This is a genomic window from Mesoflavibacter zeaxanthinifaciens subsp. sabulilitoris (assembly GCF_014191595.1).
Classification (GTDB): Bacteria; Bacteroidota; Bacteroidia; order Flavobacteriales; family Flavobacteriaceae; genus Mesoflavibacter; species Mesoflavibacter zeaxanthinifaciens.
Window position 1 is genome coordinate 91,908 of record NZ_JACHWV010000006.1, and the last position, 24,470, is coordinate 116,377.

The following is a 24,470-nucleotide window of genomic DNA, read 5'->3' on the forward strand; positions in this document are numbered from 1 at the left end:
TTTATAACTTTCTAACCATGCGTAAAATTATACTTAGCATACTTGGTTTAGCTTTAATTGCAGTAGCTTATTTTGGAGCAAAAACACTAGTAAATAATAAGAACAAGCCAAAACCAGTAGTGCCTAAAGTGGTAAAAACTGTATTAACAGATACCGTTAAAAATACTACTGTTCCTATTGTTATTCAAGCCAACGGTAACTTAACAGCTAAGCAAAGAGTCGAGTTATACTCAGAAGTACAAGGTATTTTTAAAACTGGGAATAAGTTATTTAAACCAGGACAAAAGTATAATCAAGGAGAAACTTTAATTCGTATTGATGCCTCAGAATATTATGCTAGTGTTCAATCTGCAAAAAGTAATTTATATAATAGCATTGCTGCGATTATGCCAGATTTACGTTTAGATTTTCCAGATGTTTTCCCAAAGTGGCAATCTTATTTAAATGGTTTTGATTTAAACAAGACAACACCAAAACTTCCAGAAATTTCAAATGAAAAAGAAAATTATTTCATCACCGGAAGAGGTATTGTTAGTGCCTATTACAACGTTAAAAACTTAGAGCAACGGTTAGCAAAATATCGCATTACTGCACCGTTTTCAGGAATTTTAACCGAAGCTTTAGTAACCGAAGGTACCTTGGTACGTAATGGACAAAAATTAGGAGAGTTTATAAATCCTTCAGTTTACGAAATGGAAGTTGCAGTGAGTAAATCTTTTGCAAGTGTTTTAAAAGAAGGTGAAAATGTTAGTCTTTCTAACTTAGAAAAAACTGAAAACTATACAGGAACAGTATCTCGTGTAAATGGTAATATTGATGCGACGACGCAAACCATAACTGTGTTTATAGAAGTAAAACATCCAGATTTAAAAGAAGGTATGTATCTAGAAGCAAATTTAGATGCAGAAAAAGTAGACAACGCTATAGAAATAGACAGAAACTTGCTTTTAGATAGTCAAGAAATTTATGTGGTTAAAGATAGTTTATTGGATGTAATACCTGCAAAGCCAATTCATTTTTCTGATACAAAAGTAATTTTAAAAGACGTGCCAAATGGTACAATCATATTACGTAAACCAGTACCAGGAGCTTATGCAGGTATGCGTGTAAAATCATCGAGTAGTACTACAACAACTAAAGATTCAATTAAATAATGAAAAAGATAATTGAATATTTTATAAGGTATCACGTTGCAGTAAACATTTTTATTATTGCCTTTATTGTATTTGGTATACTTGGTATTTTATCGTTAAAATCCTCGTTTTTCCCTTTAACCGAATCCAAAATTATCAATGTAGCCATTACTTATCCAGGTGCATCACCACAAGAAATAGAAGAAGGTATTGTACTTCAAATTGAAGATAATTTAAAAGGGTTAAAAGGTGTAGATCGTGTCACTTCGGTATCTAGAGAAAATAGCGGATCAATTACTGTTGAAATCGAAAAAGGCGAAAGTCTTGACTTTATGCTTTTAGAAGTTAAAAATGCAGTAGATAGAGTACCATCTTTTCCTACAGGAATGGAACCTTTGGTGGTTTCTAAACAAGAAGCGGTAAGAGAAACTATTTCTTTCGCTTTAAGCGGAAATAATGTGCCATTAGTTACTTTAAAACAATTAGCACGTCAAGTAGAAACCGATCTACGTGCATTAGAAGGTATATCACAAATTGAAATCTCTGGTTTTCCTGAAGAAGAAATTGAAATAGCAGTAAACGAACTTGATTTATTAGCCTATAATTTGACTTTTAACGAGGTTGCACAAGCGGTTAGTAACGCCAATATTTTAGTAACAGGTGGAAACGTAAAAACAGAAGCCGAAGAATATTTAATTAGAGCTAATAACCGTGAGTATTATGGTAAAGAGCTGTCTAATATAGTCGTTAGAGCATCTGCAGATGGTAAAGTTATTAGGTTAAAAGATGTAGCAAAAATAAGAGACCGTTTTTCTGAAACTCCAAATGCAACGTATTTTAATCAAGATTTAGCAGTTAATGTAACAATTACAAGTACTAATAATGAAGATTTAATTTCTTCAGCAGATAAAGTAAAAGCTTACATAGAAGAATATAATCAAAAGTATGATAACGTTAGTTTAAACGTTATTAGAGATTTATCAATTACATTAAATCAGCGTACAGAATTACTAGTAGAAAATGCAGTTGTAGGTATGATTTTAGTGCTAGTATTTTTATCTATTTTCTTAAATACACGATTAGCACTTTGGGTAGCTTTTGGGTTACCAATTTCGTTTTTTGGGATGTTTGCTTTTGCAGGTCAATTTGATGTAACCATAAATGTATTGTCACTATTTGGGATGATTATCGTAATTGGTATTTTGGTAGATGATGGTATTGTTATTGCCGAAAACATCTATCAACATTACGAAAAAGGTAAAAAACCTATACAAGCAGCAATAGATGGAACTTTAGAGGTGATTCCGCCAGTAGTTTCAGCAATTGCAACAACACTTTTAGCGTTTTCATTATTCTTCTTTTTAGAAAGTCGTATTGGCGAATTTTTTAGCGAAGTATCCGTTATTGTTATTCTCACGCTAGTAGTTTCTTTAGTAGAAGCATTAATAATCCTACCTGCTCATTTAGCACATTCTAAAGCATTAAGAATAAAAAAGGAAGAGCTTCAAGCTAAACAATCTAAAGGTTTTTTTGCTGTAATGCGCGGTATTAATAAAGCAGGAGATAACTTTATGGCATACTTAAGGGATAAAGTATATACACCAGCTTTAAAGTTTGTATTAAGTTATAAGGTGTTGTCATTAGGTATTTTTGTGTCTTTATTAGTGATTACTTTTGGATCTATTGGTGGCGGGATTATAAAAACGTCTTTCTTCCCAAGAATAGCAAGTGACTCTGCAAATATCGAGTTGGTAATGCCAGCAGGAACTAACGTAAAGATTACAGATTCTATCATTTCTATGATAGAAGAAAAGTCGTTTATTGTTAATCAAGAGCTTACAGAAAAATATTTAAAAGGTACAGGAAAGCAACTGTTTGAAAACACAATAGTTAATATTAGTAGTAGCTCTAGCGCTACTTTAAGAATTAATTTATTACCAGGTGAAGAACGTCCTGACGAAATCCAATCCTTTTTAGTAACCAATAGGTTAGAAGAATTAGTTGGACCAGTAATAGGAACAGAACGACTAATTTATGGTTCTGGAGGGAATTTTGGTGGTAGTCCAGTTTCAGTATCATTATTGAGTAATAATATTGAAGAGCTCAAAGCATCAAAACAAGAGCTTAAAAAGTATTTAGAATCTAATCCTTTACTTAAAGATATAGGAGATAATGATCCTGCAGGAATTAAAGAAATCAGACTACAACTTAAAGATAACGCCTATTTACTTGGTTTAGATTTAAGAACAGTAATGTCTCAGGTAAGAGCTGGGTTTTTTGGTGCGCAAGCACAACGTTTTCAACGTGGACAAGACGAGATTAGAGTTTGGGTACGTTACGATAAAAACAACAGAAGCTCAATCAATGATCTAGACGCTATGCGTATTGTAACACCAACCGGCGAGCGTGTAACCTTAAAAGACATTGCAGAATATGATATTGTTCGTGGTGACGTGGCAATTAACCATTTAGAAGGAAAGCGCGAAATACAAGTCTATGCAGATTTAAAAGACCCAAGTACAAGTCCAAATGATATTTTGGATGATATAAAAGATAGTTTTATACCAAATTTACAGTCAAAATATCCAACAATTAATGCTTCTTTTGAAGGTCAAAATAGAGAGTTTAGTAAACTAGGAAGATCTTTAAAAGCAGCAGGAATACCTATATTACTGCTAATTTACATTACAATAGCTTTCACTTTTAGAAGTTATTCTCAACCATTATTACTATTGCTTTTAATACCTTTTAGTTTAACAGCAGTAGCTTGGGGACATTGGATCTCTGGTTTTCCTGTAAATATTTTATCGCTTTTAGGGATTATCGCTTTAATAGGAATTATGGTTAATGACGGTTTGGTCTTAATTGGTAAATTTAATAGTAATTTAAAAGAAGGAATGCCATTTGAAATCGCATTATCTGAAGCTGGTAAATCACGTTTTAGAGCCATATTCTTAACCTCTTTAACGACTATTGCTGGTTTAGCACCTTTACTTTTAGAAAAAAGTAGGCAAGCGCAATTTTTAAAGCCTATGGCAATTTCAATTTCTTATGGTATTGGTTATGCCACAATATTAACATTACTAGTACTGCCTCTATTTTTATCGTTTAGCAATACAATTAAACAAAAAGGGAAATGGTTAGCAACAGGTAATAATGTAACCAAAGAAGAAGTAGAACGTGCAATAATAGAAAAACATGAAACAGATGAAGAAGAGTAATTTTGCATTTTTAATAAGCATTTCTATTATGTTTTGCATCAATAATTTGAATGCACAACAAATGTTGACTAAAGAGGAAGCTGTAAAATTAGCTTTAGACAATAATTACGATATAAAAATTGCAAATAACAATGTTCAAGTTGCCGAAAATAACACAAGTGTTTTAAACTCTGGATATTTACCGACAGTAACAGGTACTGCTGGAGCAACTTATAATTTAGATAATACAGAAGCAGAATTTTCTAACGGGAATTCAACCGTTTTAAACGGAGCAGAAAGTAACAGGTATAATGCAGGTGTAAGTTTAAATTATACCATTTTTGATGGTTTAGGAAGGCATTATAATTACAAGCGGCTAAAAGAACAGTATCAATTAAGTGAATTGCAGGCAAGAGAAACTATTGAGAATACAATTGTACAGTTGTTTTCTGTGTATTACAACGTGGCTCAACTCTCAGAAAATTTAGAAACTTTAGATCAAACACTTTTAGTAACAAAAGATAGGTTAGTTAGAGCAGAATATCAATTTGATTACGGACAAAATACTAAACTAGAAGTACTTAATGCAGAAGTAGATATAAACACAGATAGTATTAATATCATAAACACAAAACAAGATTTAAAAATAGCAAAACGAGATTTAAAGCTGGTTTTAGGCGAAACGTTTACCGAAGATTTTAACGTAGAAACAGAAGTTGATTTTTTACTTCAGTTTAAAAAAGATAGCCTATTTGAAAAGGCAAAACAGCGTAATGTAGCTTTACTTCAAACAGAAAAAAATATAGCTATTAGTCAGTTAGATATTAAATCAGGTAAATCTGCATATTTGCCAACGTTAGGATTAACAGGTAGTTATGGTTGGAATAAAAACAATAACAACGCAGCATCTTTTGTGACTGTATCTACAAATACAGGACTGTTTGGCGGACTTAATTTAAGCTGGAATTTATTTGATGGCGGAGCAACTATAACGCGTGTAAGAAATGCAAAAGTAAATTTAGAAACACAGCAACTTCAAAAAGAAAATATTTTACTATCAATCCAAAGAGATTTTGATAATGCTTGGGACGATTATATGAATAAATTGGAGATATATAATATCCAAGAAAAAAACATCATCACTGCCCAAAATAACTTTGATCGTACACAAGAAAAATTTAAAATAGGACAAGTTAATTCTATCGAATTTAGACAAGCACAACTTAATTTATTAAATACAGAATTAAGCAGAAATCAAGCTAAATATGCCGCAAAATTAGCCGAATTACAATTACTTCAAATTAGTGGCGAATTACTAAATGTTGAATTTTAGCAAAATGCTGTTTAACAGTGTTTTTAGTCGATAAACGTAGAATATAGTGTTTAGCTTCAAGTAAATATCCGATGAAATGCGTCTTTTTCCGAAATGAATGTTAAAATTTTATGCATTTAATCGAAAGAATTTGTCATTCACCTTCTTTTAAGTTAGTTTTAATATGAAATTAGAAACCAAATCTATAATTCACCATGAAACACTTAAAATTAACTATCGTTTTCTTTTTAACTGCAATGTTATCTTTTGCAGAAGTTTCAAATTCAGAAAAAGAAGCTTTAGTAGCACTTTATAACAGTACAAACGGAGCTAGTTGGAACACAACTTGGGATTTAGAAGCGCCAATAAACACTTGGCATGGTGTAACTATTCAAGATTCTAAAGTAGTTGGGTTAAATCTTTCTTTCAATAATTTAAAAGGTCAATTACCTTCAGAAATTGGAAATTTAATTCACTTAAAATCAATTAATTTAGGTTTCAATAAAATTAACGGAACATTACCAAATACTATATCAAATTTAAAATCTTTAGAAAATTTAGAGTTATTCTTAAATCAATTAGAAGGAAATATTCCATCTTGGATAGGAGATTTAAAGAATTTAGAAGTTGTTGCTCTTTACAGCAACAAGTTTACAGGTGAAATTCCTGAAGCTATTACAAATTTAACACAATTAGAAAGTTTAGAATTAGGTAGTAATTATTTACAAGGCACAATACCTTATGCAATCAATAACTTAAAACAGTTAAAAATATTAAGCTTATTAGATAACCAATTAGAAGGAGATATACCTGAAACAATTGCAGAACTATCTAAATTAGAAGAATTAGTATTATCAAATAACAATTTAACAGGAGTATTACCATTTCAGTTATCGCAATTAAATAATCTATCATTAGTAATGGTTAGTGATAACAATCTTAATAATGATTATATTACTGTAGTGAATAATAATCCAAAAAAAGTATCTTTATTTTTAGAAGACCAAACGGTTGTTGATAAAGATTAGAATTAAAATAAAGTTTGTAAATTAAAGTCAACCAATTGGTTGACTTTTTTTATATTATAGAACTATGTTAGAACACTTTTTTACATGTCCTTACTGTTGGGAAACAATATCTATGCTACTAGATACTAGTGTTAGTAATCAAACTTATGTAGAAGATTGCGAAGTATGTTGTAATCCAATACAAATAACACCAGTGTTTGAAGAAGCAGAACTAATTAATTTTGAAGCTATTAGTATCGATCAGTAATTTTTTTTTAAAATATTCTTGTTATATGTAAAAAGGGTTGTATATTTGCAGTCCGAAATGTTTTGGTCGGCATTATGAACCGACAAGTTAAAAGCTAAGAAAAGCATTTCAACATACATATCGCGGGATAGAGCAGTAGGTAGCTCGTCGGGCTCATAACCCGAAGGTCACAGGTTCGAGTCCTGTTCCCGCTACTAAGCTTAAAGCTACTAAAATTAACGGTTTGTGTCTTCACAAACCGTTTTTTTATGCTTACTTTTCAGGAGTTAATACAAAGTGAATACGAAAGTGCATACGATTATGCATACGATTTAACTATGAAGAAGACTTATTCCGAGCCTAAAATTTATATGGGAAACAACGACTTATCAAAGCGCTGGTATGTCTATTTTTCATATGAAGATCCTAAGACAGGAAAATTAAAACGCCAAACGCCTATATATGGCAACGCAAATACATTTAAAACAAAAGAAGAACGCTTAGCAGTATTGTCTATTTATAGACGTGTTTTAGTTAAGTTATTAAAGCAAGGCTATAGTCCATATGAGGATAATACAGAACTGCATACAAAACTTAATACGCCAACGCAATTAGATACAAATAACGTTGGTTCGGTTGTTTCTAATTCAAATTCAAAAACCGTTCAAAACAACGCGTTGGATAAAGCAGTTGTAACACCTGTAAATACGGTAGTTAAAGCTGAAAATGATCATCCAACATTAAAGGCAAATAATCACCAAAATGTAAATGAAAATCAGCAACAAGAAATACAGCAAAATATTATACCCTCAGATAATCAGACCGAGGGTAAAGTGAATATTTTAGAGAAAAACGAAGCAACGCAACAAATTCAAAACAAAACAAATAAAACCACTATTGAAGACGCAATAGAGCTTGATTTAACGTTAAAAGAAAAATCTTTAAGGGCGACAAGTTTTAGAGGTTATTCTAGTAATTTAAGACGTTTTAAAAAATGGCTAGATCAAAAACAAAAACATCTAAAATATATTGAAGATGTAGATAAAGCTGTTGTGGTAATTTATTTAAATGAAGTGTTATTAAGTTCTTCTGCTAGAAATAGAAATAATTACAAAGCCAGTATAAGCAGTTTTTATACAACGTTGGTTGATAATGATATTCTACCAATTAACAATATAAAGAATATTAAAAAGCTAAAAACGCAATCGGTTAGACATAAAACTTATACCGAAGAACAACAAAACGAAATTTTTGAATATCTAGAAAAGGAAGATCAAACTCTGTTGCTATTTATAAAATTTTTAAGCTATAGCTTTTTAAGACCAATAGAAGTTTGTAGGCTTAAGATAGGAGACATAAATCTTAAAGAAAAAACGATAAGCTATCGAGCTAAAAATAAAAATTATAAAACTAGAATTATACCATCTATTTTGTATGATGTTTTACCAGACTTGTCAAAATATAGAGCAGATGATCACTTGTTTAATAAACAACAAATTGGCGGCGTTTGGGATCTTGGAGACGATAGTAAAAGAGGATATTACACAACACGTTTTAAAACGGTGGTAAAAGATAAGTTTAAATTAGGTTCAGAATATGGTTTATATAGTTTTAGACATACGTTTATCACTAAAGTATACCGTTCGTTAGCAGAGCAGTATTCGCCTTACGAAACTAAAAGCAGATTAATGCAAATTACAGGGCATGAATCTATGGCTGCGCTTCAAGCTTATTTAAGAGAAATAGATGTAGAATTACCAGAAGATTATTCAAATTATTTTTAAAAATCAATGGGTCAAAATTTAAGTGAAATAACAACAAAATTGAATATTGGTTTAATCTATGTTTCAATTATTTATTTACCGCAGCGTTTTCTAAACTTTATAGATAAAGCTGAAGATGAACAATTATTGAAATTAGTTAATAAACCTTTTATAATTGATAAAGATGGATATGATATAAAACCTACTGTAAGGGAGGTTTTTAATTTATTAGGAAAATCATCTCTATTGAATCAAAACATTTTTTATTTAAATAATTTAAAACTAGAACATAACAAGGATAACTTTAATTATATATTAGATAAATATGTAGAGTCAATGAATGGTGCTATTTTTTTAGCCGAATATTTTTCTAAAAATATTTTCATAGATATTCCAGAAGCAGAAAGTAATATAAAGTCATCATTTATAAATCAGTATCATTTTCTGATAAAACATAAGGAAGAATTTGATGCTAAATTTAGGCCACATAATTTTCCACCGCTTAATAACAATTCTTGGTTAAATAAAAACACATTAAATAATATAAAAGATACTTTTCCAAATTCTAAAATCAAAGATTTTGATATTGAGAACTTAGATAAAAAACTAAAACAAGAAACAGTTGAAACTAAAGTTGAAAAAAAATCAAAAGTGGAATTAAAGAAAGAAAAATTAAAAGCTATTAAAGAGCAAGCAAACCAAGAAGCTGAGAATTATATACTAGAGCGTGTTTTTAAATTAAAAGTTTAGCATTAAAAATACTTAATTAATGTTGGTTGTGTTGGCAGCGTTGGTTGAAACGTGAATTTAATGTTTTTTGGGTTGTTTTTTATCTTCTAACGTTGTTTTGATGTTGGAATTTAAGGTTGGTATATGTTGTTTGCTTTGTTGATAATAGTTGTTTGCTATGTTGGTTTTAGGTTGTTTTAGTGTTGTTTTAGTGTTGTTTTTCTGTTGATTTGTTGTTGATTTGTTGTTGATTTTTGTTGATCCATTGTTGATCCATTGTTGATCCGTTATTGATTCCTTGTTGTATCCTAGTTTTTTTAAAACTTCTTCTTCATTAGCTACTCATGATGTCAAATAGATAATTATTATTTAAATAGGGTTATTCTAATAAAATAATATCCAAATAATTAAATAAACTTTTTTATAAAAAATTAATTCTTACGGTTATCCGTAAAGTTTAAATTTTTAAAGTTTTTAAGTTTGTTTGTCGCTTTTAGTTAATTAAGTAGTGAGAAAATACTAATATCTATATGTCTTTCAAAACACAATTATCATAAGTAAAATTTAATAATGTTTTATTGGTTTTTGAAGTTTATCAATTTTAAATTTTGTAAGGCGAATAAGTTGAGAAATATATATGATGGGATTAAATTAACTTTTTAATAAAATTATGAGTTTTGAAATATAAAATTCAAAAAAAAAAGAATTTAGAGTTATTGCAAGGTCAGCATGGTTCTTATGGTAAATTGCTTTTTGATAAACGCTGGAGAGATAAACGTACAAATATTATTAAAAGAGATAATAACTTATGTAGATCTTGTGGTGTAAATTCTGAATTAGAAGTTCATCATAGACAGTATCACTTTATAAAAAGGTTAAGACAATTTAAAAAACCATGGGAATATGAGGATCATTTATTGATAACTTTTTGTGGCTCATGTCACAAAAAAGGACATCAAAAATTTAAAGTACCAATCAAATATATTTAATTATGGGATTATTTAGTTTATTTAATAGAAAGGATAATAAAATACCAACTACACCTTCTAAAGAGTTATTTATAGAAGAAGAAACTGATGAACAAATACAAGTAGATAAAAAATCTGTAATCGATTTAGACAAAATTTATTTGTATGCTGCAACAGACTTTGAAAATAAAGGTTATGATGATGCTATAATAAATCCAGATATTTCTTATAGTGTAGATAACCTTAAATTATTAAAATATGATTTAGAAATTTTAATAAAGAGAGCCTTTCGATCTTATGAAGATTATATAAAAGACTTACAATTTCATATAGATTCAAGAAGAAACGCAGGATTGATTGATACCGTGAAATTATTAGAGTCTCAATTAGAAAAAGTTAATGAAGCTATAAAAGAACTTACTGAAATTGAAAGTGATTTTAAGGAAGGTAATGGTTTGGTTGAAAGAATAAGTTTGTCTTATAAACGTGGTTTTTCAAGAGGATTAGCAGCTATGTCAGACGAAATACTTGAAAGAAATGTTTAAAAATTGGTGGTTAAGATTCGGTTGTTTTTTATGTGGTTATAATTATTCTTTAGTTAAATCGTGTAGTGAAGCTAGTAAGAAGTCTGTAAAAAAATATACGGCAGCTTTATTAATAATAATAGTTCTTTGGGCTTTAATTGGTTTTCTTTTTTCTAGAGAGTATTTAAAATTAGATAATGTTGGTGCATTTATCTCAGCTATTGTAATGGTTGTTGTAATAATTCAAGTAGAACGACAAATTATTTTAGGCAGTAAAAATAAGTGGTCTGCAATATTTAGAGTAATGATTGGATTAATAATGGCGGTTTTAGGATCTGTGATAATAGATCAAATTTTGTTTAAAGATGATTTAGAAAAGCATAAAATTTTTACTGTTGATAAAGAGGTTAGTTTAATTCTTCCACAGCGAACAAATGAGATTAATAAGCAGATTATTCAATTGGATAGTGTTATAAATTCTAAAGAAGAAGAAAGGTTACAGCTTATAGAAGAAATAACACTTAGACCAACTATTAAAATGCCAACAAATTCAGTAAAGAAAACACCTACTAAAATAAAGAAAATAGAAATTATTGATGGAGAAGCAGTTACTGTATTTAAAGATACAACATTAGTAGAGCGTACTTATACAACTTCTTCTATATCAAACCCTAAGGCTGAATTTTTGCCAACTATTGACGATCAAATTGAAAAATTAAGAAATAATAGATTAGAGTTATCTCAGCAATTAATTGATATAAGAACTACTTTAAGTAAAGATTTATTAGCTAAAAAAGGGTTTTTAGATGAAATTGAAGTTATGTTTGAAATTATTACTTCATCAGCAGTTTCTTTAGGAGTATGGGGATTGTGGTTTGTGTTTTTTTTAGCAATAGAGTTATTTGTTTTAATGTCTAAATACGGAGATAAAGAAAATGATTATGATAAAACAATAGAACATCAAAAAGCAATGAGAATTAAGGCTATAGATTCATTAGTCAAATAATTAGTTTATACTTTTAATTATAAATGAATATGGTTATATGCGTAAAGGTGAGTTTCTAAATTTAATTACTTTATTATTTTTATTTTCAGTCTATAGTCAATCAACAATTACAGGCAAAGTTGTAGCTATTACAGATGGAGATACCTTTAAACTACTTACAAAAGATTCTACTTTAATTAGGGTTAGAGTTGCTAATATTGATTGTCCTGAGCGTAAACAACCATTCTCTAAGAAGGCAAAACAATTTACTTCAGATGCTATATTTGATAAGTATGTTAAAGTAGAAGAGTTTAAAAAAGACCGTTACGGAAGATCTATTGCTTATGTATATTACGACAATAAAAATTTAAGTAAAGAATTATTAAAAGCAGGATTTGCTTGGCACTATGTAAAATATTCTAATGATAAAACTTTACAAAAATTAGAAGAAATAGCAAAGAGCAACAAAAAGGGGCTTTGGTTAGATCCACATGCAATAGCACCTTGGGATTGGAGAAGTAACAAGAAGAAAAGAAAAAAATAATGAAGTTTATCCTAACCAAAATAGTCATATTATTAGCATTAGTTGCATATCCTATACAGTTAGAGCATACTTCTGATGAAAAGTCGGTTTATATATGTAACGGAAATTATAGTAAGAAATATCATTACAATAAATCTTGTAGAGGACTTTCAAATTGTAAGAGTACTATTTCAGAGGTTAGTTTATCTAAAGCTAAAAATAAAGGTCGTAAAATATGTGGTTGGGAAGATTAAATTTAGCTCATTGATTTCATTGTGACACGAAGTAAATTTCTTTTTCTTTTGTGTGCTTTATCCTTTTTTGTTGGTAGTTTTACCTTTAACAGCAATATATTTAAAACTTAAACTTTGTAAATTAAAACAACAAGTTAATATCTGATTTGTATTACACATCCTACGGTTTTCCGTAAGTAAAATTCAATTCAACTTCTTATTTTGCAGAAAGCATTTAATCAATTTAAATATGAAAATAAACGAACATATAAAACTTACTTCCAAACGTGCAAAGTTTATTAAAACTTATAGTGATTTTGATGATCATGATACTTTAAAAGAATTGCTTTATACTCATCAACTACAATTAGATAAGCTTGAAAGAATTAGAAGTAATACCTCAATGTTAGTTTGGTGGTTGGTGGCAATACCAATTATATTTGGAATATTAATATTCATATTTGGTGCTGGAAAATTTTTTTTATAATTCTAATTATGTTTTTATTATTTACAGATTTTCTTACCTTTAATATCCCATAATTAATAGCGACTCAAATACGAGCCGCTTTATTTGTTTAAGCCCATAATAGGCATTTGGTAAGCAATGATTTTGCTTAATTAAAAATAATTTCAAATTACATTAAAAGACACATTTATAAATGTCCGAAAACCAACAACAACTACACCAAACACTCTGGAACATCGCCAACGACCTACGTGGTAATATGGATGCAGACGATTTTAGAGACTACATACTAGGCTTTATTTTTTACAAATACTTAAGCCGTAAAATGACGTTGCATGCTAACAAAGCACTAGCACCAGATGGCTTAACTTACGACCAAGTAATGGGTCATGAGCAAGAAGAAGCACTAATAGATGCCTTGCGTACCGATGCGTTAGACGCTTTAGGCTATTTCTTGAAACCAACCGAACTGTTTAGCGAGTTGGCACAACGAGGTAATTCTGGTGGTGTCAATAAATTTATACTAGAAGATTTACAAAAAGTACTCACTAGCATAGAGCAAAGCACTATGGGTAGCGAGAGCGAAGACGATTTTGGTAACCTTTTTGAAGATTTAGACCTTACTAGTAGCAAACTAGGGAAGACCGAAGAAGCCAAAAACGAGCTTATCGTAAAAATACTTAACCGTTTAGAAGCCATTAACTTTGATGTAGAAAATGCCGAAAGCGACATTCTAGGTGATGCTTACGAGTATCTTATTGGGCAATTTGCAAGTGGCGCAGGTAAAAAGGCAGGCGAATTTTATACACCGCAACAAGTATCTAAAATACTAGCGCAGTTAGTCACTACAGACAAAGACCGACTTAAAAGCGTGTACGACCCAACCTGTGGATCTGGTTCCTTATTACTGCGTGTGGCAAAAGAAGTGAACGAGGTTGGCGCCTTTTACGGGCAAGAAAGTAATCCAACCACGTACAACTTGGCACGTATGAACATGATTATGCACGACGTGCATTACAAACGTTTTGATATTTATAACGAAGATACGCTAGTCAACCCATCGCCAGTACACAGCGAACTTAAGTTTGAAGCCATAGTGGCAAATCCACCGTTTTCTGCAAAATGGAATCCAGATGCTATTATAAGCGACGAGCGTTTTTCACCATACGGAAAAATGGCACCTAAAAGTAAAGCCGACTTTGCTTTTGTACAGCACATGATTTACCAGTTAGATACAAATGGGACTATGGCGTGCGTATTACCACACGGCGTTTTGTTTCGTGGTGCTGCCGAAGGTCACATACGCAAGTACCTTATAGCAGACACCAACCAGCTAGATGCCGTAATAGGTTTACCAGCTAATATTTTTTACGGTACTGGTATACCAACTTGTATTTTGGTGCTTAAAAAAGACCGCAACACCAGCGCACGCAGTAACAACATCCTGTTTATAGATGCCAGTAACCATTTTGAAAAAGTAAAAACCCAGAATGTACTACTACCAGAACATATAGATAAAATAGTTTCAACATATAGAACTTATTGTCATCCTGAACTTGATTCAGGATCTCAAGCCACACAAGACAAATATAGCTATATGGCCAGTCTAGACGAGGTAAAAGAGAACGATTACAACCTAAATATACCACGCTATGTAGACACCTTTGAAGAAGAAGAACCTGTAGACCTACAAGCCGTATCACAGCAATTACAACAGCTAGAAAAAGAGATGGAAACAACCGATGACGTTTTATCAGGCTTTTGTAAAGAATTAGGAATAAACACACCGTTTTAATGGCAATACATAATAATATAACCAAGGTCATGGCGAGTCACGAAAACGTTACTTCAAAAGTACCTAAAAGACTGGTGCCACAATTGCGTTTTAAGGAATTTGAAGGGGAATGGGAAGAGTCTACAATAGGCAAAGTTTCAAATATCAAGGGAAGAATAGGTTATAGAGGTTATACCGTAAATGATATTGTTGAAAAGGGTAATGGAGCAATTACATTAAGCCCATCCAATTTTATAGATAACAGAATTAATATTGAAAAAGCAACTTATATTTCTTGGGAAAAATATAAAGAATCGCCTGAAATTATGATATTCAATGGTGATATATTATTTGTTAAGACTGGTTCTACATATGGCAAAACTGCTTTTGTTCAAAATTTAAATGAACCTGCCACAATAAATCCTCAAATTGTTGTTCTTAAAAATATAACTGTGTCTAATGTGTTTTTGAGCTTTATTGTCATTTCGACAACAATTAAAAAGCAAGTAGAGAGCATTGTAGTTGGTGGAGCGATACCAACTATGTCACAAAGGGAATTAGAGAAAATGAAATTTTTAATCCCATCCCTACCAGAACAACAAAAAATAGCCCAATTTTTAACCGCAGTAGATAGCAAACTACAGCAACTCAAACAAAAAAAAGAGTTGTTAGAACAGTACAAAAAAGGCGTCATGCAACAACTGTTTAGCCAACAACTACGCTTTAAACAAGATGATGGTAGTGATTACCCGGATTGGGAAGAGAAGAGGTTGGGAGATGTAAGTTACATTACCACAGGAAGTTCCAATAGAGTTGATTCGTCATTGGATGGCGAATACACATTCTTTGACAGGTCAGAAGATATTAGAACAAGTAGTATTTATTTATTTGATGATGAGGCTGTAATTGTTCCCGGAGAAGGACAGAATTTTATTCCAAAATATTTTATCGGAAAGTTTGACCTACATCAGAGAACATATGCAATTATGAAATTTGAAAATTGTCTAGGAAAATTCATTTATTATCATTTAGCTCAACACCCTAATTACTTGTTGTCTCAATCAGTTGGTTCAACTGTCAAGTCTTTAAGGCTTCCAATGTTCAAAAAGATGAAGATTAATTTCCCATCAACCGAAGAGCAACAAAAAATCGCCAGCTATTTAAACGCTATAGATACCAAAATAGACACCGATACCCAACAAATAGAAGCCACACAACAATTTAAAAAAGGCTTGTTGCAGCAAATGTTTGTTTAAAATATTAGAGTATGATTGAGATTGATATTTTTAATTATAATGAAGAAGATGTTAAGGAAAAAGTTTACAATAATCCTGTTAAACTTATAATAAAAAAAGAAACATTTGAAGAAGCAAAAAGATTACGAAAAATACATAAGAACCGATCTGTAATTGCATTCAAACATGTAGTTTTTAATAGTGAAGTTTCTATCAATGTTGATGAAGGCGTAGATCATGATATATTAATTTCTTTTCATTATTGTTTTATTGATAACTTCAGTCCGTTCGCTTTAGAATCTAAAAATGTTAGTCTATATTTTGGTAGTAGTATTTTAGATAGTTTTGTCGCTAGAGATGTTCCATTAGCAAGCATACAATTTAATAATTGCTTTGGTTCTTTTACTTTAGAAAATCTCAAAAAGTGTCACATTTCATATACAGAAGAAAATATTTTCTATCTGCAGTGGGAAAAACTTGTGTCGACTACCCGTTTCAATTCTTTTGATGACATTTTATCAATTAAGACAAGATTTAATATTGTAGATGTCATTGATGTTAATTTTTATGGGAACGAATTCGATAAAGAAAAAAGGAACGAACTTCAAATAGACGATAACAACGTATTTACAGATAAAATTGCTCAAACAGAGGAATACAAGCAAAAAAAACTATTAACTAAAGAAGAAAAATTAAAACTTTATTTAACTATTAGCCTTAAATATAATGTTGGTAAAGCACATCAAAAAACTAAAATCACTAAACTGCTTCTTAATTCAATACAATTTGAAGGTAAACCAGAAGGAGAAATAATTGTTGATACTTGTAAGGTCGATAATATATACATGAGAAATTTTTCACCGAAAGGAGATTTTACCCTCTATAATATTCAAACAAGAGGCTTATCAAAAGGAAAATTTGAGGTTCACAATTCAAATTTAGATAACACATGGTTTAATTCTGTTAAACTAAACCAGTATTTTATTGTTTTTTACAGGGCCTCATTTATAAACACTAAATTTTCATCTACTATTTTTCCAACAACTAAAGAACTACTCGAGATTAGTCTATCATCTGTTGAAAATATTCATTATCCAGACAAAAAATCAGATAAAGAAGCATATAATAGAGATATGTATGAGCTATTCCTTGAACTTAAACAAGCATTTGAAAAAAGAGGTAATGTTTTTGAAGCTCAAAAAATGAAGGCAGTAGCTCATGACTTTTTGAACAAGATAACATCTGGTAATGCGAGGAAATCAGAATTTTGGAATAGTACTTCGATATTATGGCTAAATAAGATTTCTAATTTTCATGGAGTATCAGTAAGAAATGCTTTTTGGGCAATTTTTGCTTCTTTATGCTTGTTTCATTGGTTAAATGTTTTGTCCTTCGATTCTTATTATCTAACTGTAAATAGTTGGGATGAAGTATGGACTATATTCAAAGATACATTCAAATATATTTTTGTTATTGCCAACCCTGCTCATAAAGTATCCTCATTAGCGCCAGAAGGAGAAGTTACGAGTTATACATATGCGGTAAGTTTTTTCTCTAGAATTGCAGTTGGCTATTTATATTATCAATTCATTGCCGCTTTTAGAAGGTTTGGGAAATAAAATTTAATCAATCAGATTCTATGTACAGAATAAATAGAGAACAAAACAATATTGAAAAATTAGATGAACGCTTATTTAAAGATTTAGGATTTAGAGAACGTGATCATTTACAAGAATGGATTGCTAAAAACCCAGATGTTTTAGGTGAAGATTTCCTGATTATACAAAAAGAGTTTTCTGGATTTAACGATACTAATGAGCGGTTAGATTTACTTGCATTAGATAAAGAAGGAAATTTAGTTATTATCGAAAATAAATTGGACGATACAGGTAAAGATGTTACTTGGCAAGCACTAAAATATGCTTCATATTGCTCTACACTAACAACCAAGCAAATATTAGATATTTTTCAAGATTATTTAAGTAAAAGTAATATTGAAGAGTCAGCCGAAGAACTTATTTATAGTTTTTTAGAGTTGACGGTAGAAGAACTTTATTTAAATTCGGGAGATCAACGTATTATTTTTGTCGCTAACCATTATCGTAAAGAAGTAACATCTACTGTATTGTGGCTGCTTGATCATGATATTCAAGTCCAATGTTTTAGAGCTACTCCTTTTTCACAAAATGAAGAAATATTTTTACAAATAGAACAAATTATTCCTCTTCCAGAAACTGAGGAATTTATGATTGATGCACAAGAGAAAAAACGAGAAGATTTAGAAAAAAGTAAAGGATTATCCGAGACTAAAAAAACACAATTGGAGTTTTGGAGAATGTTCAAAGATAAACTCTTAGAAAATAATAGTATACAAAGTGTGCAAACACCAAAACCTAGGTATTGGTTTAATGTGGCGTTAGGGAAATCTGGAATAACTCTATCAAATATATTTAATGTAAGTAAAGGAGAGCTTGGTGTTAGAGTATACATTTCTAGCCGTCAAGTAGAAGAATGGCTACCGTACTTTATTGAAAATAAAAGTTTAATTGAAAACTATATAGGAGAATCAATATTATGGGATCCAAACCCAGGCAACAGTGATAAAATTATAGTTTTGTATAAAACATTTGAACTTCAAGATAAAACTAACTGGGTAAAAGCTCTTGATTGGATGACAGAAAAAACTATTAGTTTTAAAACAATATTTTCTGATTTAATATCGAATAAATAAAAAATGAGCACACAATCTGAAGCTATATTAGAACAAAACTTAATAACCCAATTGGTTGGATTAGGTTACGAGTCTGTAAAAATAACTGATAGTAATGCGTTGTTAGCTAACTTAAAACAACAGTTACAACGATTTAATAATCTAGTAATTAGTGATAAAGAGTTTGAGACTGTTTTAAACCATCTAGCAAAAGGTAATGTGTTTGACAAAGCTAAAACTTTACGAGGCAGGTTTCAGTTTACTAACGATGCTGGTGAGCCTACTTATATTCAGTTTTTTAATAGCGAAGATTGGTCTAAAAATCTATTTCAAGTCACTCATCAAATCACCCAAGAAGGTGTTTATAAAAACCGTTATGATGTTACGCTTTTAGTAAACGGTCTACCGCTGGTACAAATAGAGTTAAAACGTCGTGGTTTAGAAATTAAAGAAGCGTTTAATCAAATAAATCGCTACCAAAAACACACGTTTTGGAGTAACAATGGGTTGTTTCAATACGTGCAATTATTTGTAATTAGTAATGGTGTAAATACTAAATATTTAGCCAATAACGAGTTACAATCGGTAAAACAAACCTTCTTTTGGAGCGATGTAAATAACAAAAACATTACAGAGCTTACAGATTTTGCTGCTTCGTTTTTAAATCCCGATCATTTGGGTAAAATGATTGCTAAGTACATAGTACGTAACGAAACCCATAAAATACTTATGGTGTTACGTCCGTATCAATTCTTTGCGGTAGAACAATTGGTAGAGCAAGTCAAAACAAGTAATGATAACGGTTATGTATGGCACACAACAGGTAGTGGTAAAACCTTAACCTCGTTTAAAGCGAGTCAGATTTTAATGGATTTACCACAGGTAGATAAAGTGTTGTTTGTAGTAGACCGTAAAGATCTAGACTACCAAACCATGAAAGAGTTTAACAGCTTTAAAAAAGATAGTGTAGATGTTACAAATAATACCAGTAGTCTAGTAAAACAACTTACAGACGATTCTAAATTGGTTTTAACCACTATACAAAAGTTAAACAACGCTATATCAAAAACACTTTACGAAAACCAATTATCTGTGTTAAAAAACCAGCGTATTGTTATCATTTTTGATGAGTGTCACCGAAGTCAATTTGGTAAAACGCACGAGCTTATTACCAACTATTTTACAAACAGTCAGTTATTTGGGTTTACAGGAACACCCATTTTTGCAGATAATGCTGCAAAAAATGATTTAGGTAAACGCACTACAAAAGACTTATTTGGCAAATGTTTACACAAATACGTGATAACAGATGCTATTAAAGATGGTAACGTATTAAAGTTTGGTATAGAATACATTGGTAAATACAAGCAAAAAAGCAATACGTTTATCGATATTGAAGTAGAAGATATTGACAAGGCAGAAGTATTTCAAGATGAAAAACGTTTAGAAAAGATAGCCGATTACATCATTAACTATCATAGTTCTAAAACCTTTAATAAAGCCTATTCTGCATTGTTTGCAGTAAGTAGTATTGATGTTTTAATAAAATACTACGACATATTTAAACGCAAAAAAGAAGCAGGAGAACATAACTTGCGTATTGCAACTATATTTTCTTATGGTGCGAATGAAGACAGTAAAACAGCACAGGATTATTTACCAGATACAGAAGATGAATATGATGCAGCTGCAGAACCAAGTGCAGTGTATGGTAAACATACTAGAGAAAAGTTAGACGAATATATTGCTGATTATAACAGTATGTACAATACTAGTTTTTCTACCAAAGACAGTAAACAGTTCGAGAACTATTTTAAAGATATTAGTAAGCGTTTAAAGGAACGAGAGAAAATCACTTTTAAAGACAAAGACCGATTAGATATTGTTATTGTGGTGAATATGATGTTGACTGGTTTTGATGCAAAAAAAGTCAATACGCTTTATGTCGATAAAAATCTAAAGTATCATGGTTTAATACAAGCTTTTTCTAGAACCAACCGAATTTTAGGTGAACAAAAATCGCAAGGAAACATCATTTGCTTTAGGAATTTAAAAGGAGCAACAGATGAAGCCATCACGTTGTTTTCTAATAAAGAAGCCAAAGAAGAGATTATTTTACCACCTTATGAGTCTATCGCTTCAAAATTTGATGAAGCCTTAAAAAATCTATTCCAAATTACACCAACCTATCAAAGTGTTGACGATTTGCGTGATGAAAACCAAGAACTAGAATTTGTTACAGCATTTAGACGCTTGTTACGTGCTAAAAACGTGTTAGAGTCATATGTAGATTTTGATTGGGATGATTTGGGTATTGACGAGCAAACTTTTGATAGTTACAAATCCAAATATCTCGATCTGTACGATAAAGTGAAAATGGATAGACAAAAACATAAAACGTCTATTCTTGATGATATTGATTTTGAGTTGGAATTAATACATCGTGATGAAATTAATGTCGCCTATATTTTACAACTATTGGCTAAGTTAAAAGAGTCAAAACCATCAGAAGTAAAAGCACAGAAAAAAGCAATTATCGATTTGCTTGGTGGCGAAGTAGAGTTACGTAGCAAACGAGAACTTATAGAGAAGTTTATTGAGGAAAACTTACCACATATTGAAAATCCTGATGATATACCAGACGAGTTTGAAAAGTTCTGGCAACAAGAAAAAGTCATAGCATTATCAAAACTATGTGAAGAGGAAGGATTAGATCAACTACAATTTAACGCATTAATAGATAGCTATGTATATAGCGGTCAAGAACCTATACGAGATGAGGTTTTTAAATGTTTGGATAACAGACCAAGCATTTTAAAAGCAAGAGAGATAGGCGAACGCATTATTTTAAAAATGAAGGAGTTTGTTCAGGTCTTTTTAGAAGGGATGACTGGGTAATTTTTTTACAACTATAAAATGTTTTAGTTGTAAAGTAAAATTTAGCCTTTCATTCTCAGCCAACCAACTATTCTGTCATTATCAATATACCATTTATTATTGTTGTGTTTAAGTCTAAATTTTTCTCTAGATCGAGTACCAACGTTTTGTTGTATGACTTCTATTTTATTACTCTTGACTAATGAGATAATAGAAACATGACCAAAAGAATTAAAAGCAGAACCTTTAAAGACAACTAAATCACCAACTTTTGGTTTGGTTTTACTTGGGTTTGAAAATTGTATTAAATTACGATCAATATTTATTTTTCCATCAGCAACACCTTGTTTGTAAAAGTCTTTAGCGTGTCCCCAAGTATTTGGCATCTTGTGATTGTAATGTTTATAATAATATCGTTTTACAAATTCTACACATTGGTATTTTAAACCAAGATTATAACCATCTGGAGTTGTATTACGACCAGATACATTCCTCATTGATCCATTGAAATAGACATAAACACCATTTAAACTATCTAATTTGCTTCCAGGACTATAATTATTACTGTTTATAATTTGATCGCAACTGGTTACAATACTAAAGTTTATAAATGAAATTATTAGAAAAAAAATTCTCATGGTGAATGATTTATTTAATAACTAAAATTACCTAAATATGATGGATTAGTTGTAAGGTATTCCGTAATCAAATTGAGATTCAGTTAAAAAAAACAGAGATAGATATTTATCTCTGTTTTTATAGAATTTAATCTTCTGTTGGTGGTGGCGGAGGTGGAGGTGGTATGTCTCCATCTTCTCCGCAACAATTTTCCATTTGGTTTAATTCTTTATACTCTTCTTTTAAACTTGTTGGTGTACAAGAATTTAAAAAAATTATCATTGATAATAAAGCGATTGATTTTAATGTTTTTTCCATTTTAATGTGTTAAAATTTGACAATAAGGTTCCTGTCCGATGAATTCGGATTTTTAAATTTTACGCCAAGGCGTATGATGTCGGGAAAGCATTAATACAGAAGAAAAGTGTTGCTTTTTCCCGTGGAAACAATCGCTTTACTTTGTATTACAATAAGAGAATTGATATATTTCGAAATATTTAAATTGGGATCAATTCTATTTTCATTTCAAAAGAAGTACTATTCTTTTTTTTGTTATGGAAAAAGCATGGAAAAGACATGGAAATGTCTTGGAAATTAATTTCCTAAATTATAATTCGCTAATAATCAAAAAAATAAACCATATAAAATGTATAGCCAATTAATATTAGATGCTTTTGAAAAAGTCAAGAGTAAAGAAGGTATAACTGTAAAAACTAATATTTCAAAATTCTTATCAGATTATATTCAGGAAAATACTAATACAGTTTATGGAGAAAAATCGTTAAGAAATAAACACAACAAAGCAGTCGAAGGAGATAGCATAAATTTAAAACTATTTGTAGCGAATGGTCTAAGTAAGTATTTAGGCTTTGATAATTATCATGACTATTATAGGAGTCACAATAATGGCGATTTTAAATTAACATCTAACACAACTAATAAAAACTCTAAAACTCTTATTATTGGAGGAGTATTAGCAATTTTATTTATCGTAGGTGTAGTATTCTTAAATTCAGATAGTAATAGATGGATGGTTTGGGAAAATGACCGCTATGTTGAGGTCAAATTTGATACTAAGAAATATAACTTAAATCAGTTAAAAATCTACAAAAGTGATAGGATAGAAAATTTTAGACAAGTAGAATTAAACTGTGATTCAGATTTTTTTAATGAAGATGGATCGGTTAGATATTGGTATGGGAAAAATAAAAATAAGGAAATAAATTTTTTTTCTAGTTTAGGGTTGCACCCATTAACAGGTAAAACATTAAAACCAATAACTAACTATATTATAAATAAATATGTTTGTCCAAATTAACAGGTTACAAGCTAATTTAATTCTTATTTTGAGATTTTAAACTGATATAAAAGAGGAACCAAAATATTGAAAAAGATACTAATCCAAGTAAGTTGAATTTTAAGTCTATTGGGTCAAAATTGCCATGTATTCTTTTTGTATAAAATGTATTTGAATATTCTTGAGCAAATTCTACTAAAGCACTGAACAAAAACAATAGACTTAAAACTAAAATGTGATCTTTAATAGTTCTAATTAGGAATAGAATATTGATAAAAGCAGCTGCAGAGAAATAAAATAGACCATGTAATTCTGTATCTACTTTTCTAAAAGGTACAGGTAGTTTTATCATAAAACAATAAATAGCTACAATTAATGCTATTATTAGTATGATTATCCTTATGTATAAATTTTTATTACTAAATGTCATATGTTTTATAATTTAGATAAACAATATTACCATCTATCAAATCATAATAGGGTAAAGCACCTTGCGAATTAGGTTGTAAATTTTTTACTAAATGATAACGTCCTCCTAATTTTTGCAAAAGTAAATCTATATCTCCTTTAGTTGCTGGTTTGTTTTTTTCGTTTGTAAAAAGCTTTACAAGTCCATCTGCTACCATTGAACCAACAGCTGCATTACCAACACCAGCTAACGTGATTTTATCATTTTTATTAGTAACAGATTTTTTATTATTTGCAACAAGTAAATCATTTTTAATGCCTTTTCTTAATTGATATGCAGAAGACCTGCAAGAATTACTACAGTACTTTTGTACACGACGTCGTTTAGGCACAAAGTCCTGTTGGCAATAGTTACATGTATAGTGTTTTGGTTCTAACATAGATATTTAGCGTAAATTAAA

The 24,470-nt window shown here is 30.3% G+C and carries 23 protein-coding genes and 1 tRNA gene; 20 read left to right on the plus strand and 4 right to left on the minus strand.

Annotated features, from left to right (window positions below; translation table 11 throughout):
- The first annotated feature begins 17 nt into the window (after positions 1–17).
- The 19 genes from FHS04_RS10115 to FHS04_RS10205 all read left to right on the plus strand — a co-directional run bounded on the left by FHS04_RS10115 (position 18) and on the right by FHS04_RS10205 (position 21,707).
- Positions 18–1,154, plus strand: a complete 1,137-nt coding sequence (locus tag FHS04_RS10115; RefSeq protein ID WP_106676552.1) for an efflux RND transporter periplasmic adaptor subunit — start codon at positions 18–20, stop codon at positions 1,152–1,154.
- Complete coding sequence (locus tag FHS04_RS10120) at positions 1,154–4,354, plus strand: efflux RND transporter permease subunit (RefSeq protein WP_106676555.1); 3,201 nt, start codon at positions 1,154–1,156, stop codon at positions 4,352–4,354. The genes FHS04_RS10115 and FHS04_RS10120 overlap by 1 nt, the downstream gene beginning before the upstream one ends.
- Positions 4,341–5,666: a TolC family protein gene (locus tag FHS04_RS10125; protein WP_106676558.1), complete on the plus strand. Its 1,326-nt coding sequence runs from the start codon at positions 4,341–4,343 to the stop codon at positions 5,664–5,666. The genes FHS04_RS10120 and FHS04_RS10125 overlap by 14 nt, the downstream gene beginning before the upstream one ends.
- Before the next feature lie 194 nt (positions 5,667–5,860).
- Positions 5,861–6,673, plus strand: a complete 813-nt coding sequence (locus FHS04_RS10130) for a leucine-rich repeat domain-containing protein (protein WP_106676561.1) — start codon at positions 5,861–5,863, stop codon at positions 6,671–6,673.
- Between the two features lie 64 nt (positions 6,674–6,737).
- Positions 6,738–6,920: a CPXCG motif-containing cysteine-rich protein gene (locus FHS04_RS10135; RefSeq protein ID WP_027880549.1), complete on the plus strand. Its 183-nt coding sequence runs from the start codon at positions 6,738–6,740 to the stop codon at positions 6,918–6,920.
- Positions 6,921–7,041: 121 nt separating this feature from the next.
- A tRNA-Met gene (locus FHS04_RS10140) sits at positions 7,042–7,114 on the plus strand.
- 54 nt (positions 7,115–7,168) lie between these two features.
- Positions 7,169–8,683 carry a tyrosine-type recombinase/integrase gene (locus FHS04_RS10145; RefSeq protein ID WP_106676564.1) on the plus strand — a complete coding sequence of 505 codons (1,515 nt, stop codon included), beginning with the start codon at positions 7,169–7,171 and terminating at the stop codon, positions 8,681–8,683.
- A gap of 6 nt (positions 8,684–8,689) precedes the next feature.
- Positions 8,690–9,412 (plus strand): hypothetical protein, encoded by a 723-nt coding sequence (locus tag FHS04_RS10150; protein WP_106676567.1) that lies wholly within the window; start codon positions 8,690–8,692, stop codon positions 9,410–9,412.
- Between the two features lie 656 nt (positions 9,413–10,068).
- Positions 10,069–10,380 carry an HNH endonuclease gene (locus FHS04_RS10155; RefSeq protein WP_219885235.1) on the plus strand — a complete coding sequence of 104 codons (312 nt, stop codon included), beginning with the start codon at positions 10,069–10,071 and terminating at the stop codon, positions 10,378–10,380.
- A 2-nt stretch (positions 10,381–10,382) separates the two neighbouring features.
- Positions 10,383–10,904 (plus strand): hypothetical protein, encoded by a 522-nt coding sequence (locus tag FHS04_RS10160; protein WP_106676569.1) that lies wholly within the window; start codon positions 10,383–10,385, stop codon positions 10,902–10,904.
- Positions 10,897–11,889, plus strand: coding sequence for a DUF4407 domain-containing protein (locus FHS04_RS10165; RefSeq protein ID WP_106676571.1), 993 nt, complete (start codon positions 10,897–10,899; stop codon positions 11,887–11,889). The genes FHS04_RS10160 and FHS04_RS10165 overlap by 8 nt, the downstream gene beginning before the upstream one ends.
- Positions 11,890–11,926: 37 nt before the next feature.
- On the plus strand, positions 11,927–12,412 hold the full coding sequence (locus FHS04_RS10170; RefSeq protein WP_106676573.1) for a thermonuclease family protein: 486 nt from the start codon (positions 11,927–11,929) through the stop codon (positions 12,410–12,412).
- On the plus strand, positions 12,412–12,645 hold the full coding sequence (locus tag FHS04_RS10175) for a hypothetical protein (RefSeq protein WP_106676575.1): 234 nt from the start codon (positions 12,412–12,414) through the stop codon (positions 12,643–12,645). Before FHS04_RS10170 ends, FHS04_RS10175 begins: the two co-directional genes overlap by 1 nt.
- A gap of 229 nt (positions 12,646–12,874) precedes the next feature.
- Positions 12,875–13,111, plus strand: a complete 237-nt coding sequence (locus FHS04_RS10180) for a hypothetical protein (protein WP_106676577.1) — start codon at positions 12,875–12,877, stop codon at positions 13,109–13,111.
- Positions 13,112–13,283: 172 nt separating this feature from the next.
- The gene (locus tag FHS04_RS10185; protein ID WP_106676579.1) at positions 13,284–14,885 is read left to right on the plus strand and encodes a type I restriction-modification system subunit M; all 1,602 of its coding nucleotides are present in this window, start codon (positions 13,284–13,286) and stop codon (positions 14,883–14,885) included.
- Complete coding sequence (locus tag FHS04_RS10190) at positions 14,885–16,120, plus strand: restriction endonuclease subunit S (protein ID WP_106676581.1); 1,236 nt, start codon at positions 14,885–14,887, stop codon at positions 16,118–16,120. Before FHS04_RS10185 ends, FHS04_RS10190 begins: the two co-directional genes overlap by 1 nt.
- A gap of 11 nt (positions 16,121–16,131) precedes the next feature.
- Positions 16,132–17,718, plus strand: coding sequence for a hypothetical protein (locus tag FHS04_RS10195; protein WP_106676583.1), 1,587 nt, complete (start codon positions 16,132–16,134; stop codon positions 17,716–17,718).
- A 20-nt stretch (positions 17,719–17,738) separates the two neighbouring features.
- On the plus strand, positions 17,739–18,830 hold the full coding sequence (locus tag FHS04_RS10200; RefSeq protein WP_106676585.1) for a DUF4268 domain-containing protein: 1,092 nt from the start codon (positions 17,739–17,741) through the stop codon (positions 18,828–18,830).
- Positions 18,831–18,833: 3 nt separating this feature from the next.
- Complete coding sequence (locus FHS04_RS10205) at positions 18,834–21,707, plus strand: type I restriction endonuclease subunit R (RefSeq protein ID WP_106676587.1); 2,874 nt, start codon at positions 18,834–18,836, stop codon at positions 21,705–21,707.
- 41 nt (positions 21,708–21,748) lie between these two features.
- On the opposite strand, the gene FHS04_RS10210 is transcribed toward FHS04_RS10205, so the two are convergent.
- On the minus strand, positions 21,749–22,324 hold the full coding sequence (locus FHS04_RS10210) for a CHAP domain-containing protein (protein WP_106676589.1): 576 nt from the start codon (positions 22,322–22,324) through the stop codon (positions 21,749–21,751).
- Positions 22,325–22,451: 127 nt separating this feature from the next.
- The gene (locus FHS04_RS10215) at positions 22,452–22,622 is read right to left on the minus strand and encodes a hypothetical protein (RefSeq protein ID WP_181256099.1); all 171 of its coding nucleotides are present in this window, start codon (positions 22,620–22,622) and stop codon (positions 22,452–22,454) included.
- 328 nt (positions 22,623–22,950) lie between these two features.
- Between FHS04_RS10215 and FHS04_RS10220 the strand changes: the two genes are divergently transcribed.
- Complete coding sequence (locus tag FHS04_RS10220) at positions 22,951–23,622, plus strand: hypothetical protein (protein WP_106676591.1); 672 nt, start codon at positions 22,951–22,953, stop codon at positions 23,620–23,622.
- Between the two features lie 16 nt (positions 23,623–23,638).
- Here the strand turns inward: FHS04_RS10220 and FHS04_RS10225 are convergent, their stop codons facing one another.
- Positions 23,639–23,953 (minus strand): hypothetical protein, encoded by a 315-nt coding sequence (locus FHS04_RS10225; RefSeq protein WP_146131286.1) that lies wholly within the window; start codon positions 23,951–23,953, stop codon positions 23,639–23,641.
- A 67-nt stretch (positions 23,954–24,020) separates the two neighbouring features.
- Positions 24,021–24,449 (minus strand): hypothetical protein, encoded by a 429-nt coding sequence (locus tag FHS04_RS10230; protein WP_106676595.1) that lies wholly within the window; start codon positions 24,447–24,449, stop codon positions 24,021–24,023.
- Between the last annotated feature and the right edge of the window lie 21 nt (positions 24,450–24,470).